This window comes from Chloroflexaceae bacterium, assembly GCA_025057155.1.
GTDB lineage: Bacteria > Chloroflexota > Chloroflexia > Chloroflexales > Chloroflexaceae > JACAEO01.
The window spans coordinates 222,593-240,537 of sequence record JANWYD010000004.1 but is presented as its reverse complement, the minus strand read 5'-3'; the positions used below and the strand labels follow the sequence as shown (position 1 = coordinate 240,537).

Below are 17,945 nucleotides of genomic sequence, written 5' to 3'. Positions count from 1 at the left end.
CTGCCCCATAGCGCAACCCTCCGGGTTGCGCTACAGCGTCGGGGCGTCGGAGGCCCTGCCGCGGGCAGGGCCTCCGGCATTTAGGGTATAATCGGCCCTATGGGCATGCCAAAGATCGCACCGCCCCGAGCCGCCGCCCCATCTGCCGGCAGCGCTGTCCTGGCCCGGCTGCGCGCCGAGGCGCTCGGTCTCCTGCACCCGTACCTGGGCGTCGTCCTTGCGGCGCTGACATTCGTATTTCTCCTGGTTCCCCACCTGCCGTTCCACTACCGCATTGCCGCCGGTCATGAAGAAGGCGTTGGGAGCGACCTGCCCTTCCTGCGCGGATTCAACGGCGCCGAGCGCGGCGACTATGGCGCCTTCCGCTGGACGACCGGACAGTCCACCATCGAGGTGCCGGGAGTGGGACGGCGGGGTCTGCTGGTATCGCTGAGGCTGCTGCCGGTCGCGGCTCCGCCCGGACCGCGGGAGGTGACCGTTTTCACCGGCGGCCAGACGTTGGCCACGCTGCCTTTGCGCCCCGCCGGGGGCCGCTACTGGCTGATCGTGCCTCCGGCAACCCTCCCCGACGGGACACTCCATTTGACCCTGTACAGCCCGACCTTCAGCCCGCCTGATGATCCCCGGAACCTTGGCGCACCCCTGGGGCTGGTCACGGTCACGGCGCTGCCGGCAGGCCTCGTTGCACCTGCCTGGGCGCCGTCAGTCCTCTGGCTCATCGCAACAGCGCTGGCATGGATGAGCGTGCGTCACGCCCTGGGAGCGCCCTACCCGATGCCTGACCGGGTGAGGGGAGTGCCACCCGGCCATACCTTTCTGGCCGTTGGTGTGCTGGGCGGGCTGCTGGCCCTGGCAGCGCTGCTTGACCCGCCGCGCTGGGCCTTCGGTGCCGGAGCGGCGCTGATCGCCTGTGCGCTGGCCTATCCTCTGGCCGTCACCGTGCGACGCGCCCTGCCCTGCCTGGCCAGACGCGCCGACGCGCCCATGGACGCAGTGAGCCTGAGCTGGCTGACGTTGTTTATTGTCCTGAGCTTCGCCCTGCGCTACGGCGGACGGCTGTACCCCGACAGCATGCACGGCGATATCGGCTTCCATCACAATCGCTTCAACGATATGGTCTGGGGGCTGATCTTCATCGTCTCCAGGAACCGGGGCGTTGACTTTCCCTACCCGCCGGGCCCCTACACCATCGTCGCGCCACTGACGCTGATTGGACTGCCTCCGCGCACGCTGCTGCAACTCGGCGCCGCCCTCGCCGACGCTCTGAGCGCGGCGATAGTCTACGTCATTGCGACCCGCGTCACGGGGCAACGCACGGCGCTGCTGGCTGCCGGGATCTACGTTTTCACCGCCGCCACTTTCATGACCGCCTGGTGGGCCTTCATGACCCACATTTACACCCAGTTCTTCCATCTGCTGCTGATTGCCGCCCTGGCGCTGGCGCTGACCTCCTGGCAGAGCGAGGCGCCGCCCGCGCGGCATCGGTGGACGCTGGGCATAGGTTTGCTGTTGAGCGTGGTCTTCCTCGGCCACTTTGGCTTTTTGATCAACACCGCGCTCCTGGTCATAGGGCTGACGCTGGCGATCTGGGCCGCAAGCCGGCGCGCGAACCGGGCGCGCTCCGTGCGCTGGCCCCTGACGCTGGCGGTCGCCGGGGCCGGGGCGCTGGCGATAATCTTCTTCTACAGCGCCTACACGCCGATGTTTCTGAACCAGTGGCAAACCGCCCGCGAGGGCGGGTTGGCCGCCGTGGCGGGGCGCGAACCGGCAAATCGGGCGCTAATGTGGCAGAACCTGTGGCGCAACGGCTTCATCATCCACTTCGGCCTCTTTCCGCTGCTGCTCATGCCCTGGGGCATCTGGCGGCTGTGGCGTCTCGCTCAGAGCGACACGACGGGGTTCGGCCCGCGACGAGCGGTGCTCTGGCTGGCCCTGGGCAGCCTCGCCGTGGCCCTGGTCTTCGCCGTGTTCCCATTCATCGCTGGCGTCACCAACAGTCCCCGCTGGCTGATGTTCATTGCCTGGGTGGTGGCCCTGGGCGCGGCGCTGGCCGTGGAGGACCTGTGGCGTCGCGGATGGCCGGCGCGCCTGCTGGTCACGCTGATGGGCGCCTTTACCCTGGCCAACACCGCCTGGTTCTGGATCGCCCCGATGCTCTGGCGCGTCCGTCCGCCGGAGCCGTTTTGACGCCGGTCGGCGCGCGGTTGCGCCGCGCGCCAGCGGAAATGCAGCAGGTTGTTTCCGAGCGGGTGCGGCCCGCCCCACCCCTTCCGGCGAGGCGCAGATCCGTGTTGTATTGGCATTCATCGCACAGAACGAGGAACCCGATGGTCACCGCATTTGTGATGATCCGCTGCGAAGCGCAGCACATCAGCGAGGTAGCGCAGGCCGTGGCCGAACTGCCGCACGTCGCCGAGGTGTACTCCGTCACCGGGGACGTGGACATCATCGCTGTCTTGCGCGTAACGGCCTACGAATCGCTTGACGAGGCCGTGCCCGGAGGGATTGCCCGCATACCCGGCGTCACCAGCACACGAACGGTGCTGGCCTTTCGCCGCTTCGCCCGGCGCGATCTCGAGGCAGGCTACGACATTGGCCTGTCCTAGCCGCTGACGGCGCCTCTTGACGCGCACAAGTTTTCGTGTTATAGTTGCGAACACTAGTTCGATTCACTCGGTCGCTCGGTACGTGTCGGGGCGAGTGTCTACGTGTTACGAGGAGGTCGTCCATGGCGAAGGATCTGAACAAAGTACAGCTCACCGGGCATCTCGGAGCCGACCCGGAGATGCGCTACACGGCGCAGGGCAGCGCGGTCACAACGTTCCGCGTCGCCAGTAATCGCACCTGGAAGGATCGCGACGGCGGCACCCGCGAAGATACAGAGTGGTTCCGCATCGTCGCCTGGGATAAACTCGGCGAGATCTGCAACACCTATCTCACCAAGGGTACGCGCGTCTACGTCGAGGGCCGGCTGCAAACCCGCAAGTGGACCGACCGGGACGGACAGGATCGCTACATCACCGAGGTGGTGGCCCAGGATATGATCATCCTCTCCAGCCGTGGTGAACGCGGCCCTGCGCCCGAGGCGCTGCTCCAGGTCGAGGAACCGGAAGAGGACGCTCCTCCGCCCGCCCCCTCACGCCGCGCTCCCGCTGCTGCCCCCGGCGGCAACACAGTTGAGCGCCCCTCAGGCGCCTCCACGCGTCCTGCAGCGCGGCCGGCTGCCCGCAATCAGCCCCAGCCGATCGAGAACGACGACGATATTCCATTTTGAGGGATAGCGCGTCAGTATTCCCGGAAAGGCGCGGGGAGGGGTATGCTCCTCGCGCCCCTTCTTTCCATTACGGCCGGGGAACCGGGTTCCCCAGCCGTGAGCGCTCAGCCTTGCCGCCGAGCATGCACAGGCAGCTGGTTTACTTCTCGTACACCGGCGTGCACCAGTGGCGGTACGCCGGAACCTGCCCCCGCACCACCCGGGCGTAGAGGCGCGCCAGTTCGCCGCTGATTGGCCCGACCTGGCCATCGCCGATCATCCGCCGGTCAATCTCCACAATCGGCTTGATCTCGACCCCCGTTCCGCAGAAGAAGGCCTCGTCGGCAACGTACAGCTCGGTGCGGTCAATCGGTCGCTCAACTACGCTCAGGCCCAGTTCGTCGCGGGCCAGTTGCACCACTACCTGCCGGGTAATACCCTCCAGCACATCGCTGGTAAGGGGCGGGGTGATCAGCGCCCCGCCACGCACGATGAAGAGGTTTGCCGCGCTGGCCTCGGAAACCTGCCCGTCGCCGCCCAGTACAATCGCCTCATCGTAGCCGTTCAGCAACGCCTCGGTTTTCGCCAGCGCCGAGTTGAGGTACGCACCGCAGGCCTTGGCCCGCGAGGGGATGATGTTGTCGTCAATCCGCCGCCATGACGAAATGCACGCCCGCACTGTCGGGCTGGCGATATACTGGCCGAAGCCAACGGCGAAGAGCGAGAAGGAGTCGGTCAGGCCATTCATCTGTACGGCGATGGCCGGATCGCTCTTGTACACCAGCGGGCGAATATACACATCTTCGCGAAAGCCTTCGCGGCGGAGCAATTCGACGCAGATCGCGCACAACTCGTCCACGCTGTAGGGCAGGCGCATGTACAGGATGTGGCATGAACGCCGCAGGCGATCCATGTGGGCGCGCAACTGAAAGACCAGCAACTGTTCCTCTTCCGGAACCCAGTAGCCGCGAATGCCCTCGAAACAACCCGTGCCGTAGTTCAGCGCGTGCGTCATTACGCTGACACTGGCCTGCTCGATAGGGACAATCGCGCCGTTGAAAAAGGCATAGCGGTTGTTTGGTGCGGGCATGGCTGGCTCCTTCGCAGAGTAAGTTCTGTTCTGAACCCTGGCTTCCGGCGTAAGCCTTGCTTTACCTGCCTCCCATATCTGGTCTGTGGAGGCGTGGAGGCGTAGAGGTGAAGGCCAGACAGGTGCCAGGTTGAAGTACAACTCCACACTTCTATACCTCCGCATCTCCACAGAACCAGTTGTGCGCATCTGCAGCGTCAGCAAGGAACCCCGGTCGGCCTGTCAGACGGGGCTGGAGCGCTCCTGATACGCCGGGTTGCGCTACGGACGTTCTGGCTGGATGGCGATGACCAGATGGGCGGTCGAATGGCGACGCTGCAAGTGCTCCGCGAGCATTGCCATGCCGATGGCGCTGCCCAGTCCCAGCAGGGCAAAGGTCAACCATGGCAAAGCCGGCTGCCCAACCCGTTGCGCGGCGTCGGTCAACGTTCCCCCCGCCAGGCTGCCCAGCGCGCCTCCAAAGGCCAGCGCCAGGGCATTGACCCCGAAGTACGATCCCAGGGCGCAAGGATTGGCCAGGGACGCCGTGATACTTTGCTGGGTAGGGGCCACCAGTATCAAGCCAAGGGTGAAAATGACCACACATCCCAGCAGGAAGCGGATGTCGCCGGCAGCCGCTACCGCGCCGAGCCCCAGCGCCATCAGCGCCATACCGATGATCATGATTGGCAGAGGTCGCAGGAAACGCTCGACATAGCGCAACACCGGGTACTGGAACAAGACGGTCATCCCGGCGTTTAGCGCATACACCAGGCCAACCGTCTCAGGGTTGCCCGTGAGTCGCTCGGCGGCCAGGGGCAGGCTCAGGGTCAGCTGCACCCACATGAACCAGTACCCCATCGTCAGGCCGGTAAACGTGAGAAAGGCGCGATCGCGCCGTACCAGGTTCAGCCCGGAACCAAGGGATAGCCGCTCGTCTGCTACTCGAACCGGTGGCAGTAGCAGGCACACAATCAGAAAGACCAGCCCAAAACAGGCCGCCGCGCCAAGCGCCACCGCCTGAAAGTTGAACCGCAGCAGCAGCGCCCCCGTCAGGGGGCCGAGGGTCATGCCCAGGCCGCTTATCACGCCGATAACGGAATAGAAACGCGCCCGCTCGGCCTCGTGCGTCAGCGCCGCGACTGCCGCCCGGCTCGGCGACTCGAACAGCGCGCCGCCAAGCGCCGAGAGGATCATAGCGACGAAGAGTAACACCGGCGAGGTTGCCCAGGCGAGGCTGATGAAACCCGTTGCCCGCACCAGCACCCCCACGCCAATCAGCCGCCGCGCCCCGAAGCGATCTGCCAGCACGCCTCCGACCAGCGTGCCGCCCTGTTGCAATAACTGCCGCACGGCCAGCGCCACGCCCACCAGCGTCGCTGCAAAGCCCAGGCGCTCGATGTAATGGACGGACACGAGCGGGATGACCATGAAGAATCCCGCGTACATCAAGAAGGTTATCGCCATCAGGGCGATCAGCCCGCGCCGCCGGCACGCAACGGGCCTGTCCATATCCGGGTGTCCGCTGTGTATACTGATACTTGACTGGTCCAACATTGCTCTACTGTACCACATGTGCATCGATGGCGCACTGGCCGCTTCCTGGGGCTGATGCAACGTCCGGGGACAAACTCCAAACCCCGGTTTGTCCGTTGGCAACGAACAAACCACGGTAGCAGGGGCCGCGCAACTGCCCTGATCCCCCGCTGCTGGAGATGATTCGGCGCATCGGCCCTGTCTCTTACACGCACGGTCGGAGAAAAGAATCGCCGGGAGAGCACAGCCTTCCCAGCCCCTCCTCGTCGAATAGCGCGTTGAATTTCTATCGCAGAGGTATAGGCGCATCGCAGATCAGCGCCGCAGGGCGTCCCCGCACCTGAGTGAGCGCCACGACAAGGGGGCGCGCCCCGGCGCCGCTGAGCTGGCGCGACAGCGCATCGCTGTTGAGCGGCGAACCGCGCTTCTTCACCGTGACCGGGCCGGCCCGGAGTTCGCGCAGCCGCGCCCGCAGGCGCTTCAGACTGAAGGGAAACCATTCCAGTACTGGCCACGCCCGGGCAAAGGGCGTGGCTATGCAGGTCGGCGCCGTCAGGTAGGCGATCGTCGGGTCAAGCTGCGCCGCGCCGATCTGGAGGGCCAGATCGGCAACCAGCCCGGCGCGGATCACCGCCGGGTCGGGTTCGTAGAGAAAGGCGTCCGGCTCAACCAGCGGCGCGGTCAGGCGGGCTGTGCCGTGCCCGGTCCAGAGAGTATGGGTGGCGACCTCGCCGTTCGCCCCGGCACGTAATACGCTGGCCCGCCGCGCCGCCCGCGCCAGCGGCCCGCACCAGATCACCGCCTCCTTCAATTCGCCGTCGAGCGATACAAACTCTACCTCGACGTCGGCGGGCAAGGCGGCAAGATCGATGCCCGGCGCGACCTTCACCACCAGTGCGGGGTTGTGATCCTGCCATGCCAGCACCCGGCTCAGAGGAGGGTCATAGCTCTCGACGTCAAAGCGCCGCCGCCCCCCCGCACGCCGTCCCGGATCGCTGAAGAGCGCATCGGCCAGGGGCGGATCTTCGGCGCCCAGATCGGACAGGCGCCAGTCAATCCGCTCACCGAGGCCGAGGGCCTCGGCGTTGGCGCGAGCCATAGCCAGGCGCAGCGGGTCGCGCTCCACCGCGGTCACTCGCGCGCCAGCCGCCGCCAGCGCCAGCGTGTCGCCTCCGATGCCGCAGCCCAGATCAGCGATATGACCACAGCGCGCCAGCCGCGCGGCGCGATGGGCGGCTACCGGGGCGGCGCTGGCCTGCTCCAGCGCGTCGCGAGTGAAGTAGAGCCGCTCGGCGGCAGGGAACTTCGCAACAGCCCGGCGTCGCAATCGGGCCAGTTCCAGTATGGCGCGGGCCTGTTCCAGAGGAACATGCCGGCGTAACCACTCCATCTCGCGCAGCATGTCACCTTCGCGCAGCGGGCGAGCGGCAAGTTCCGCCAATAACGCCTCGGCCTGCGGCGAACGGAGCCAGTCAAACATCTCCAGGTCCACAGAACGCCGCGCTCCTGTGTGATGGACATTGCCTCCTGGTTCTCATCCCTGGCCTTTGTTCTCTTGCAACTCTTGCAACGCAGCGCGCATCACGGCGAGGGGGGCCGGGCGCCCGGTCCAGCGGGTGAAGGCCAGGGCGCCCTGGTGCAGCAGCATGCCCAGGCCATCGCGGGTGGCGGCGCCGCGCGCCGCGGCCTCGCGCAGCAGGCGCGTGGGGCGGTAGACCATGTCGTAGACCAGAGTATGCGGCCCGACCGGGGGATCGGGCAGGGGCGTCTCTCCCTCGTGCCAGCCGAGGGCCGTAGCGTTGACCAGCAGGTCGCAGGCGGCAAGATGCTCGCGCAGGTCGGGGTCGCGCAGGTCAAGGGCGATCAGGGTGGGCGGCGCCTCGCCGGAGGCGGTCAACCCCTGCTCGTCGGTGATGGCGATAAGCAGGTCGGCAAGCAGCTCCTCGGCGCGCTCAAGGGTGCGGTTGGCAATCACCAGGCTGCCAATACCGGTTCCGGCCAGGGCGAAGGCGGCCGCGCGGGCCGCGCCGCTGGCGCCGAGGATCACCACGCCGCGCCCGGCCAGGTCAACGCCGGCGTCGGCCAGATCGGCGAGCAGCGCCGGGGCGTCGGTGTTGGCCCCGACGAGGGCGCCGGCGTCTTTGTAGATCGTATTGACCGCTCCGATCATTGCGGCCTGCTCCTCAAGCCGGTCGAGGAGGGGGATAACCGCTTGCTTATGTGGCAGGGTGACGTTGGCGCCGAGGTATTCCGGGCCGCGCAGGGCTGCCACTCGCGCCGGAAGCTCAGCCGCAGTGGTGCGCATCGCCTCGTAGCGCGCGGCGATGCCGAGGTGCTGGAGGGCGGCGTTGTGCATGTGCGGCGAGCGGCTGTGGGCCACCGGATCGCCGATGAGAATGATGCGCTGCATAGGTGTGTTTCTCGCGCGCAACCCGAGAGGTCGCGCTCTCATTGCTCCCGACGGGCAGAGGAGGCGGGGAAATCAGGTTTCTCCACCTCCTCTCAGACCCTCTTTACAGGAGGCTCCCGCACAGGCGCCTACTGGCAGGCGAGCCATTCGGCCTCGTAGCGCTGAAACTCCTCGTAGGTGGCGGCGAAGTTGTGGCTGCCGTCTCTGGCGCAACTGGCGACGAAGAATAGATAGCCAGCGGCGGTGTCGGGCTGTGCGGCGGCCTTCAGGGCGGCGAGGCCAGGGGCGGCGATCGGGCCGGGCGGCAAGCCGGGGTTGAGCCGGGTATTGTACGGGCTGGCAATGCGCAGATCGTCATCAGTCAATGTCTTGCGCCACCAGGTGCCTTCTTCGGCGCTGTAGCCCGCGGCATACTGCACCGTGGAGTCGGCGCCGAGAATGCCGCCGACAATTGGCGCATACTCGGGCTTGAGCCGGTTCCAGAACACCCCGGCGATCAGCGGCATTTCATCGAGGCGCGCGGCCTCGCGCTGGACGATGGAAGCCATCGTCACCAGGTCGTGAACCGTAGCCCCCGGCACCTGCACGCCGCGTTCGATAGTAGCGTACTGCTCGACGAAGCGGTTGAGCATGGTGCGAATGATCTCCTCGGGACGCGCCTGCTCGGGAAAGCGGTAGGTATCGGGGAAGAGGTAGCCCTCGAGCGAGGCGCCATCGGGCAAGCTGCTTAGAACAAAGAACTCCTGCCGGAAACGCGCCCCGTCGCGGGCAGCGGCCAGGAAGTCCGCCGCGCCGGTCACCCTCGCTGCTTCCAGCGTAGCGGCGATCTCTTCCAGCCGCATTCCCTCCAGGACGGTCACCTGCACTTCAGCCATTCGGCTGTTCTGCAGAGCGATCAGGATCTGGCTCATAGTCATGGTCGGGCTGAGGACGTAGCGCCCGGCCTGCAATTTGTTCTCCAGCCCCTGGCTACGCACCAGCAGTGTAAACAACGCGGGCTGGCGGATCAGGCCCTCGGCCTTGAGAGCCGTAGCAATATCGCTGGCCGAAGCGCCCGGCTCAACGATGAACTCGACCGGGTCGCCCACCGCCGCTGCGGGGGCGCGGATCTCGCTCAGGATAACATAGCCGCCGCAGGCGATTACCAGAGCGAAGAGGCTGATGCCCAGCATGAAAGCGCGCACATGGCGCATCAACGTGAACCTCCTCGGTCAACGCCGCGCGACCCGCCCGCCAGGCGGCGCGCGTTCTTTCTCGATGCGGGCCATTATACCATTCGCCTCCCTGATGAAGATTAAGAATATAAACCGCTATTCGCCCTGCAGCCCGGCGGCTGAAGCCGTGGGCTGCCGATGCGAAGTCCGCCTTTCGCGGGCGATACCGGATTTTTTCATTAATGATCATCAGGGAGACGGAGAAACCGGGTTTCCCCATTCCCCTGCCTGGGGGCTATGCATTACCGGCAAGTCGGGAGGGGCGAGGGCGAATGGGAGCGGGCAGCACTCTGTGCGCCTTGAAGCGGCAAAGCCAGGCCCGGTTACATGCGCATGCTACAATTCATTAACTTTACTTTGTCACTTGCTGCAGGTTCTGCTGCGAGGAGGTTTGGAAGGCCCGCACCCCTCCGAGCTTTGCGCTTCCCGGTGCGGCGAGGCTTCGCCGGGCCGCACCAGGAAGTGAGGATCTTTGGGGGCTGGCCAGCCCCCGCGCCCCCGCCAGAGGCACGGTGACACGGTAGAAAGAATAAACTCAAGGCTATAATCAGGGTATGAACTACGTTTTTCGCTCAACCCACCCCCTCCCCATTCTCAGGTGTAGGGTTTTTCCGGCCCATCCTCGCGTCACATTCGCCATCCGGGCCATTGGGACGCCCAACGCCCCCCTCTCCCGCGCGCGGGAGAGGGGAGGCCAGAGCCGCGCTCGGGGCCGTCCCAATGCGGTAGCGACGGTATTCGCCCGGGTGTTCTGTCCGCCCTTAAACCCCGCCGGGGGAGGGCGTCCGGCTCCTCCCCCTGTTGGGGGGAGACTGGGGAGGAGGGCGGAAATGCAAGGAAACTTACGTCACAGACTAATGATGAAGAGATGACAATGACGCGGTTCATTCAAACGCTCACTGAAGTCGCGACACCTGATCCCGACACCAGGCGCCGGGGCCGGATCTTGATCACAATCTGTCTCGGCATTATCGTCGTTCTGCTAACGGTCGGGGTGGGGCTGACGCTGCTGCAACCGATGCCCCGGCGGTTCGTCAATCTTGGACTTGCAGTGCTGGTCTTTGCCAGCGCGGGGGCGCTGGCGCGCAAGGGTTTTGTCACTGCGGGAGCGTATGTTCTGATCGTGCTCAGCATCCTCGGCACATTGAGCGGTTTGTTTCTTAATCCGACCTCTCCTTTCAACCTGTTTTATCTGCTTATCGGCGTGTTGTTGTCCAGCATTCTGCTGCCTCCGAATCAGATCTGGATCGTGCTGGGGATGTTAATCGCTGGAGTCCTGGGCGCCTCTGCGCTGGTTCCCGAGGCGACCAGGCAGGCGATCAATCTGCCGCTGGCCATCGGGCATCTCACCGTGCTGCTGGTCGTCAGCGCCTTTATTGCCTTTATCGGGGCGCTGAACCTGCAGCGCGCGCTGCGAGAGGCCGAAAGCACCCGGCGTCAACTCGAAACGACCAACCAGCAGTTGTCCGAAATGAACGCCACGTTAGAGAAGCGGGTCACGGAACGCACGGCGAGGCTGCACCAGATGGTCGAGGAACAGCGCGCCATGGCGTCCCGGCTCGCCGAAAGTCTCCAGGCTCAGCAGCAGTTGAACCAGATGTTTATGGCGGTGGCGACGCCGGTGATTCCAGTAAGTGATGAGACACTGGTGATCCCGTTGATCGGCAACATTAATGAAGGCCGCGCGCACAACCTGTTAACAACGGCCCTCCAGGCGCTTGAGGAGCAGCAGGCCCGCGTCCTGATCCTTGATGTGACCGGTGTGGCGATTGTTGACACACAGGTCGCCGAAGTGCTGTTACAGGTAGCCCGGGCTGCCCGGCTGATGGGCGCCGAGACGATCCTGGCAGGCATCCGCCCCGAACTGGCGCAGACGCTTGTAAGCCTGGGCGCGGATCTCGGCAACCTGCGCACCGCCGCCAGGTTGCAGACCGCCCTGTCGCTGATTCCCAACGGGAAAGGCGAGGCAAGCAGGTAAGCCGAAGGACCAAGACATCACCATGGAGAGCCGCACCTCACTTCCGGGCCGTCTCTGGGCGCGCTGGTGGCACCTCTGGGGCCTCAGCCTGTGCTACATGGGGCATACCACCCACGATCGCTCCTTCTACCACGCCGGAGTCGGCTCGTTTCGGCGCGCCATCCGTTGCTGGCCGGAGTTCGCTCCGGCGTACTACCAGCGCGGCCTCATCCGCGGACGCGAACTGGGGGAGTACGCCGCCGCCGTTGCCGATCTGGAGCGGGCCAGCGCCCTGCGCCCGGAGTGGCCCGAACCCTATCTGCAACGCGGCCTGTTCCATCGCTTCAACGGCAGACCCGCGGAGGCCCTCGCCGACCTGCGGCGCTTCGTCGAACTGGCCCCGGAGGGCTACTGGCGCGATGAGGCCGGCAGGCAGATCGCCGCCATCGAAGCCGAGAACGCCGGGGGCGTGGTATAATCCTCGGCGAAGGTCGCTGCAAGGCGATAAGGTCTGTACAATCGTTCATGCGTCGCATTTCGGGCGCGCCTTAAGCTATGCGCCCTGAACAAACTTTACGTCCTCTGCGGCAAGTATCAGAAGACCCTGTGCATTGAAACCTCGCCGGCAGGTCTCCCATGCCTACGTACCGCGCCTGGTTCGCCGCTCAAGACGATCCCGACGAACGCTACCCGCTGACCGAGGTGGTCTACTACTCGCGCTCCGGCGGGTTGCTCGAGGTGCAGCACGATCTCGACGCTCTGCGCCAGGTAAGCGCTGAGGAGTGGAAGCAACTCTTTGACCGCCGCTGGATGCGCACCGCCTGGCCGTATGGTTCTGGCGTCTGGGGCAAGAAGGAGTGGGTCTGCCCCGAACTGGACGACGAGAACATCGTCAGCATGTTCGAAGGCGGCACCAACCTCTTCTGGGCCGAACGCTTCGGGCGCGAGATCGGCGTTGAGGACTTCTGGATCAAGATGTGCGGCAACAGCCATACCGGGTCCTTCAAGGACCTGGGGATGACCGTGCTGGTGAGCGTCGTCAAGCAGATGATCCGCGAAGGCAAGCCCATCCGCGCAGTGGCCTGCGCCTCCACCGGCGACACTTCAGCCGCCCTGGCGGCTTACGGCGCCGCCGCTGGCATTCCGACAATTGTCTTTCTGCCGCGCGGCAAGGTCAGCGTGGCCCAACTGGTGCAGCCCATCGCCCACGGGGCCACTGTCATCTCCCTCGACACCGACTTCGACGGCTGCATGCGCATTGTGCGCGAGATTACCGCCGATCCTGACAATGGCCTCTACCTGGCCAATTCGCTCAACTCGTTGCGTATCGAGGGCCAGAAGACGGTCGGGATCGAGATTGTGCAGCAGTTCGACTGGGAAGTGCCAGACTGGATTGTCATCCCTGGCGGCAACCTCGGCAATACCTTCGCCCTGGGCAAGGGCCTGCTAATGATGTACGACCTGGGACTGATCTCGCGCCTGCCGCGCATCGCCTGCGCCCAGGCCGAGCATGCCAACCCGCTCTATCGCGCCTACCGCAACGACTGGCGCTACGAGCCGATCACTGCCGGGACCACTGCGGCCTCGGCCATCCAGATTGGCGCGCCGGTCAGTATCAACCGGGCCATCAGCACTCTGCAGCGCTTCAACGGCGTGGTCGAGCAGGCCAGCGAGCAGGAGCTTGCCGATGCCGCCGCCCGCGCCGATCGCACCGGGGCCTACGCCTGCCCCCATACCGGCGTGGCCCTTGCAGCGGCGATCAAGCTGGTTGAGCAGGGCGTGATCCGGCGCAGCGACCGGGTGGTGGTGGTCTCAACCGCTCACGGGCTGAAGTTCAGCCGTTTCAAGGTCGAGTACCACGAAGGCCAGTTGCGCGAAGTGGTCAGCACCTATGCCAACCCGCCCATCGAACTGCCACCTGATATAGACGCCGTGCGCCGCGTGCTCGATGAACGCATGGCCGCGGCGGAACGGGGCAGCTAGGGGGATTTTGGATTTTGGATTGGGTATGCGTCGTTGGATGGGGTCGGCGGGGCGCCGATGCCTGCGCTGGCAGCCTCGAACGGGCGCGATGCCTGCTGCCCGGCAGCGGGTTGAAGAAATCCCGTTTCTTGTTTTCGCGCTGCGGCGCAACCGCGGCGCACGTAAAGCGTGTATGGTCATTACAGGCTACGCCCGGCGCGTCAGCGCCTCGCTCAATCCCCGGCAGATCATTGCTCCCGAAGTGGCCGCCGGCGGCGACCCGGCGGAAATCGCCGCCCTCTGTCTGGCCGCGGTTGATGCGGAGTTTGCCGGGCGCGCCCGCGAGGGTGACGTGCTGGTCGTAGATGGAGACCTCTTCGGCGGCGAGGGCGCCGAGGCGGCGGTGCTGGCCCTGCAAGCCGTGGGCGTCGCGGCGCTGATCTGCCGGGAGGCCGCGGCGGAGGTGGTCGCCGCTGGCGAAGATTATGGCCTGCCCATATTGAGGCTGCCTGCCGCCGCGGCACGGCTGGCCGAAGGGGCGCTGCTGCGGCTGGACTTCGAGCGCGGTCGCCTCGACGGTGATGGGGTTGTGTGGCCCTTCACCCCGCTGGCGCCCGCGGCTCTGGCGAGGGCGCGCCGGGCGCAGATGCTGGCGCGCATGCGCCGCGTGGTCGAGGAGGAGGGCCTGGCCGAAGGGTAGCGCAACCCTCCCGGTTGCGGACGGGGTCCTGGAGAACCAGCATGCGCGCGAAAGAGTTCCGGCGCCTGGTGACCGACCTGGCCCGGTCCGGGGAGGCGGTCCTGCCCCGTTGCCGGCATGCCGTCGAATGCGGCGGCTGCGCATTTCAGGACCGGGCCTACTCGGCCCAGATCGCTGCCAAACGGACTGCGCTCGGGCGCGTCTTCACGGAAGTCGGCGCGCCGACGATGACCGCAGCCGGGGACCTGGAGCTGGTCCCTTCGCCTGACCCCTTCGGTTATCGCACGCGCATGGACTATGTGACCACCAGGGGGCGCTTCGGGTTGCGGGCGCGGGGACGCTTCAGCCAGGTGGTGGATCTGGAGGAGTGCCATCTCATTCCTCCTGTGGCTTTCGCGGCGGCCCGCGCGGTGTGGGCCAAGGCTCGCGCCCTCGATCTGCCCGACTACGACGTGCGGCGTCACGAGGGCTTTTTGCGCTACATCGTCGTGCGCCGCAGCCCCGATAATGAACTGCTGCTGGCGACGGTTACCGCTGCCGGCGAGCCGGAAGAAGCCATGGAGCGCCTGGCCGCCGCGGCGCTGGAGCAGCCCGGTGTGGTCGGCTTTCACTGGCTGCGTAACGACAGCCTGACGGACCTCTCCTTCGGCGTGGCGGTGCGCCACTGGGGCGCCGCGACGCTGAGCATGCGCGTCGGGCGCCTGCGCCTGGCAATAGGCCCCAATACCTTCTTCCAGAACAATGTGCATCTCCTGGAGCGCCTTCTGGACGACGTGAGCGCCGCGGTCGAGCCCGGGTCGCGCGCCGTAGCCGACCTGTACGGCGGCGTGGGCCTCATCGCGCTGACCCTGGCTCCGCGCGCGGCCAGCGTGGTCTGCGTAGAAGCGATAGAGGAGAGCGCGACCCTGGCGCGTGAAAATGCCGCGTCGAACGGCGTCGCCAACGTCCAGATCATCGCCGCTGACGTAGCGGCGTATCTGCGCGCTCAGGGGCCGGGCGCCTTCGACGTAATGGTGCTCGACCCGCCTCGCACCGGTCTGGGTCCCGATGTCTGCCGCGAAGTGCTGCGGATCGGGCCGCGGCGCATTGTCTACGTCTCGTGCAATCCGCTCTCTCAGATCGAAGATCTGCGCATGCTCGCTCCCGTTTACGCCGCGCGTTTCCTGCGCGGTTACGATATGTTCCCCCACACCCCTCATGTAGAAACGCTCGCCGTGCTTGACCGGGCGTGATAGCGACGTTGTTGGAAACGTCCGTCGCGCACGGGGCTCGTCTCAGACGCTCAACGCCGTACCGGATTGACAGGAGTAGAACAAAAGTTCTATAATAAAACAGCCCTCTTGAAAGCAAGGCATGGAGAAAGCACGGTTCTCCCTTAAGCCGGCTTTTCGTTCACTCCGGGCCGCTGTGAGGCGCTGTTGGGCGGCAACGGGATCAACCGGCCAGGAGGGCGCGGTCTGCTCAAACCCCGAGGAAAGGAGGTGACGTATGGCAGTGACGAGCAGAGAATTGGCGGGAAGGTTGCCCGCGGCGCCCCGGCGTCCGGGACTGGGCGTGGCCTACGTTTTAACGTTCCTGCTTGCGGCGCTGGCCGTCCACGTGCTGGTGGGCGCGGTAGTGGAGCGCGCGCGAATCGCCCTTGACGATCTGCGTTATGGCCGGCCCCGCACAGCCCACGTGACGGGGTACGTCGGCCACGGCGCGGAGGGCGCCGGTCGCCCGACGCACATTGTGGCCATGAACCTGGACCGGCAGGTTGTCGTACTTGAACTGCCGGGGAGCGATCCGCAGCAGGCCCGTAGTCTACCGGGTCCGTACCTGTTCGGCTCGCGCCAGGATCTTGAGCCTGTGGTATTATCTCTTCTGGACATGGACGGTGACGGCCTGAACGATCTGGTCCTCACGGTCAGCAACGAACGGGTCGTCTACCTTAATCGCGAGGGCGCATTCCGTCTGCCCACGGCGGAGGAGCAGGCGCTGCTGGCGCAGGAGCAACTTCCGTGAGCGCTTCCGACGACCAGGATCGTCCGGTGGATCGCCAGCGGCGTAAGCTACGTCTCGCTCTGGAGAGCAAGGATGTCGTCCCCAGGAAACTGCCTCCGCAGCCGCTCAGCGACTGGTTCGCCGAAGATGAAGCCGCCTTTCCCACCTTCGCCGAAACCCGTCTCGAGCGTCCGGACCGGCGCGTCAGCGACCCCGATCTGAAGGGAGAGCGATCCGTAGGGCCGCCCCGCGACGGGCGCTACACCTCTGCGCGCGTTCCGCGGCGCGCCGATAGCGAGGATTCGCCGGCGCCCGATGGCAGGCCACGGGCGGAATACAGACGCCCGGCGCCGCCTCCGGAGGCCAGGCCCGCGCCGCCGTTCGAGCCGATCGAAACATCGCCTGCCGGGCGTAGCGACGCCGCGAATCGAGCACGACCGTTTGACGACGAACGGCGCGTCGTCGTGCGGGCAGAGAGCGCGCGCACCCGCACAGATGTGCGCCACCTTCCCTCTGAGGATGCCAGGCCCGCCAGGAAGCCAGCGGGAGCCGCGCACCTGGCACGAGCGCGAGAAATGCCCGGAGCCGGTCACGCGCCTGACCCCGTAGAATGGATCGGCGCGTGGCTGGGCCCACTGGTGCCGTCCGGCACTTCCGGCGCCGGGCATTGGGGCAGGGTTGCCCTCGTTGCCGTGGCAAGCCTGGCGGTCATCCTCGCGCTGCGTGGCGGGCCGGGGGATACGCCCCTGGGCCGCTGGGTGCAGGCGCAGCTCAACGGCTACGACGGCAGCGGAGCGATCACCGGCGCCGTGGCGCGCCCGATCGGCGATTACACCGTCGAAGGGCCGCCGAGCCTTACCCCGCAGCAGATTGACGCCATTCTGCGCTCGTATGGCTCTCCCGCCACGGGCACCGGTAAGGACTGGTACAACCTCGGCCTGAAATACGGGATCGACCCTGCCTTCGCCGTCGCCTTTTTCATTCACGAGAGCGGCGCCGGCACCAACCCCAACTGGGCCGGGCTTAAACCAGGAGGCGGCACGACACATAACATCGGCAACATCATCTGTGCCGGCTACCCGACCTGCTACGGGCGCTTTCGCGACTACGGCTCCTGGGCCGAGGGCATCGAAGACTGGTATCGCCTGATCTCCGTCGAGTACATTCAGGGGCGCGGCGTCCGTACTGTTGCCGAGATCATTCCGATATACGCCCCGGCCTTCGAGAATGATGTTCAGGGATATATCAACGTCGTACAGCGCCTGGTGGACGAGTGGCGGACGCAGTTCAACGCTTCCGCATACTCGCTGCGCGGGCGCGGCCTGCCCGACGAGGCCCGCCCGCAGGGGAACCCGCTGCGGGCGCCGAACACCGTCGTAACGCAGGGCTACGGCGTCGGTACGCACGCCCCCGCAGAGGTCTGGGGCGCGATCGATCTGGCGCTCGATGGCGACGGCGATGGCAGGGCCGATCCTGAGGGTACATGGGAGCGTCCGGTCTACGCCACCCATAGCGGCGTGGTTACGGTCACTGCCAACAGCCACCCGGGAGGCAACCACGTCTGGGTAACCAATGCCGCCTACCGCACCGGCTATGCCCATCTCGCCTCCTTCGCCGTAAGCGATGGTCAGGAAGTGCGCCGTGGCGATTTGATCGGTTACATCGGCTCTACGGGGATGTCGTCAGGTCCCCACCTGGATTACCAGGTCTGGGTGCGGCAGGACGCGCGATGGGTGAACGTTAATCCCCTGGAGTACGGCGCGCTGGAGCCGCTGCCATAGCCGCGCGCCAGGAGAAACTACGGAACAAAGGCGCGCGGGCTTCCCATACCGCACAACCCTTCCATCCATCATCCGGTTGT

Annotated in this window: 15 protein-coding genes; 10 read left to right on the top strand and 5 right to left on the bottom strand. The window is 66.0% G+C overall.

The window, feature by feature from the left end:
- The first annotated feature begins 105 nt into the window (after positions 1-105).
- The 3 genes from NZU74_04940 to NZU74_04930 all read left to right on the top strand — a co-directional run bounded on the left by NZU74_04940 (position 106) and on the right by NZU74_04930 (position 3,274).
- Entirely contained in the window at positions 106-2,187 is a 2,082-nt protein-coding gene (locus NZU74_04940) for a hypothetical protein (protein ID MCS6880657.1), read from the top strand.
- Between the two features lie 140 nt (positions 2,188-2,327).
- The gene (locus tag NZU74_04935; GenBank protein MCS6880656.1) at positions 2,328-2,606 is read left to right on the top strand and encodes an Lrp/AsnC ligand binding domain-containing protein; all 279 of its coding nucleotides are present in this window, start codon (positions 2,328-2,330) and stop codon (positions 2,604-2,606) included.
- Positions 2,607-2,728: 122 nt separating this feature from the next.
- Entirely contained in the window at positions 2,729-3,274 is a 546-nt protein-coding gene (locus tag NZU74_04930) for a single-stranded DNA-binding protein (GenBank protein MCS6880655.1), read from the top strand.
- Positions 3,275-3,413: 139 nt separating this feature from the next.
- Here the strand turns inward: NZU74_04930 and NZU74_04925 are convergent, their stop codons facing one another.
- The 5 genes from NZU74_04925 to mltG form a co-directional block, all read right to left on the bottom strand.
- Positions 3,414-4,343, bottom strand: a complete 930-nt coding sequence (locus NZU74_04925) for a branched-chain amino acid transaminase (GenBank protein MCS6880654.1) — start codon at positions 4,341-4,343, stop codon at positions 3,414-3,416.
- Positions 4,344-4,604: 261 nt separating this feature from the next.
- Positions 4,605-5,834, bottom strand: coding sequence for an MFS transporter (locus NZU74_04920; protein ID MCS6880653.1), 1,230 nt, complete (start codon positions 5,832-5,834; stop codon positions 4,605-4,607).
- A gap of 310 nt (positions 5,835-6,144) precedes the next feature.
- Positions 6,145-7,350, bottom strand: a complete 1,206-nt coding sequence (locus NZU74_04915; protein ID MCS6880652.1) for a methyltransferase domain-containing protein — start codon at positions 7,348-7,350, stop codon at positions 6,145-6,147.
- A gap of 42 nt (positions 7,351-7,392) precedes the next feature.
- Positions 7,393-8,268, bottom strand: a complete 876-nt coding sequence (aroE, locus tag NZU74_04910) for a shikimate dehydrogenase (GenBank protein ID MCS6880651.1) — start codon at positions 8,266-8,268, stop codon at positions 7,393-7,395.
- A 128-nt stretch (positions 8,269-8,396) separates the two neighbouring features.
- The gene (gene mltG / locus NZU74_04905; protein MCS6880650.1) at positions 8,397-9,461 is read right to left on the bottom strand and encodes an endolytic transglycosylase MltG; all 1,065 of its coding nucleotides are present in this window, start codon (positions 9,459-9,461) and stop codon (positions 8,397-8,399) included.
- Between the two features lie 895 nt (positions 9,462-10,356).
- Between mltG and NZU74_04900 the strand changes: the two genes are divergently transcribed.
- From NZU74_04900 to NZU74_04870, 7 genes are all read left to right on the top strand, one after another.
- Complete coding sequence (locus tag NZU74_04900; GenBank protein MCS6880649.1) at positions 10,357-11,460, top strand: STAS domain-containing protein; 1,104 nt, start codon at positions 10,357-10,359, stop codon at positions 11,458-11,460.
- Positions 11,461-11,482: 22 nt separating this feature from the next.
- Positions 11,483-11,917 carry a hypothetical protein gene (locus NZU74_04895; protein ID MCS6880648.1) on the top strand — a complete coding sequence of 145 codons (435 nt, stop codon included), beginning with the start codon at positions 11,483-11,485 and terminating at the stop codon, positions 11,915-11,917.
- Between the two features lie 158 nt (positions 11,918-12,075).
- Positions 12,076-13,422 (top strand): threonine synthase, encoded by a 1,347-nt coding sequence (thrC, locus tag NZU74_04890; protein ID MCS6880647.1) that lies wholly within the window; start codon positions 12,076-12,078, stop codon positions 13,420-13,422.
- A 172-nt stretch (positions 13,423-13,594) separates the two neighbouring features.
- Positions 13,595-14,101: a hypothetical protein gene (locus NZU74_04885; GenBank protein ID MCS6880646.1), complete on the top strand. Its 507-nt coding sequence runs from the start codon at positions 13,595-13,597 to the stop codon at positions 14,099-14,101.
- Positions 14,102-14,142: 41 nt separating this feature from the next.
- Positions 14,143-15,333, top strand: coding sequence for a 23S rRNA (uracil(1939)-C(5))-methyltransferase RlmD (rlmD, locus tag NZU74_04880; GenBank protein MCS6880645.1), 1,191 nt, complete (start codon positions 14,143-14,145; stop codon positions 15,331-15,333).
- A 256-nt stretch (positions 15,334-15,589) separates the two neighbouring features.
- Positions 15,590-16,105, top strand: coding sequence for a VCBS repeat-containing protein (locus NZU74_04875; GenBank protein MCS6880644.1), 516 nt, complete (start codon positions 15,590-15,592; stop codon positions 16,103-16,105).
- Positions 16,102-17,865, top strand: a complete 1,764-nt coding sequence (locus NZU74_04870; protein MCS6880643.1) for a peptidoglycan DD-metalloendopeptidase family protein — start codon at positions 16,102-16,104, stop codon at positions 17,863-17,865. Before NZU74_04875 ends, NZU74_04870 begins: the two co-directional genes overlap by 4 nt.
- The last annotated feature ends 80 nt before the right edge of the window (positions 17,866-17,945 follow it).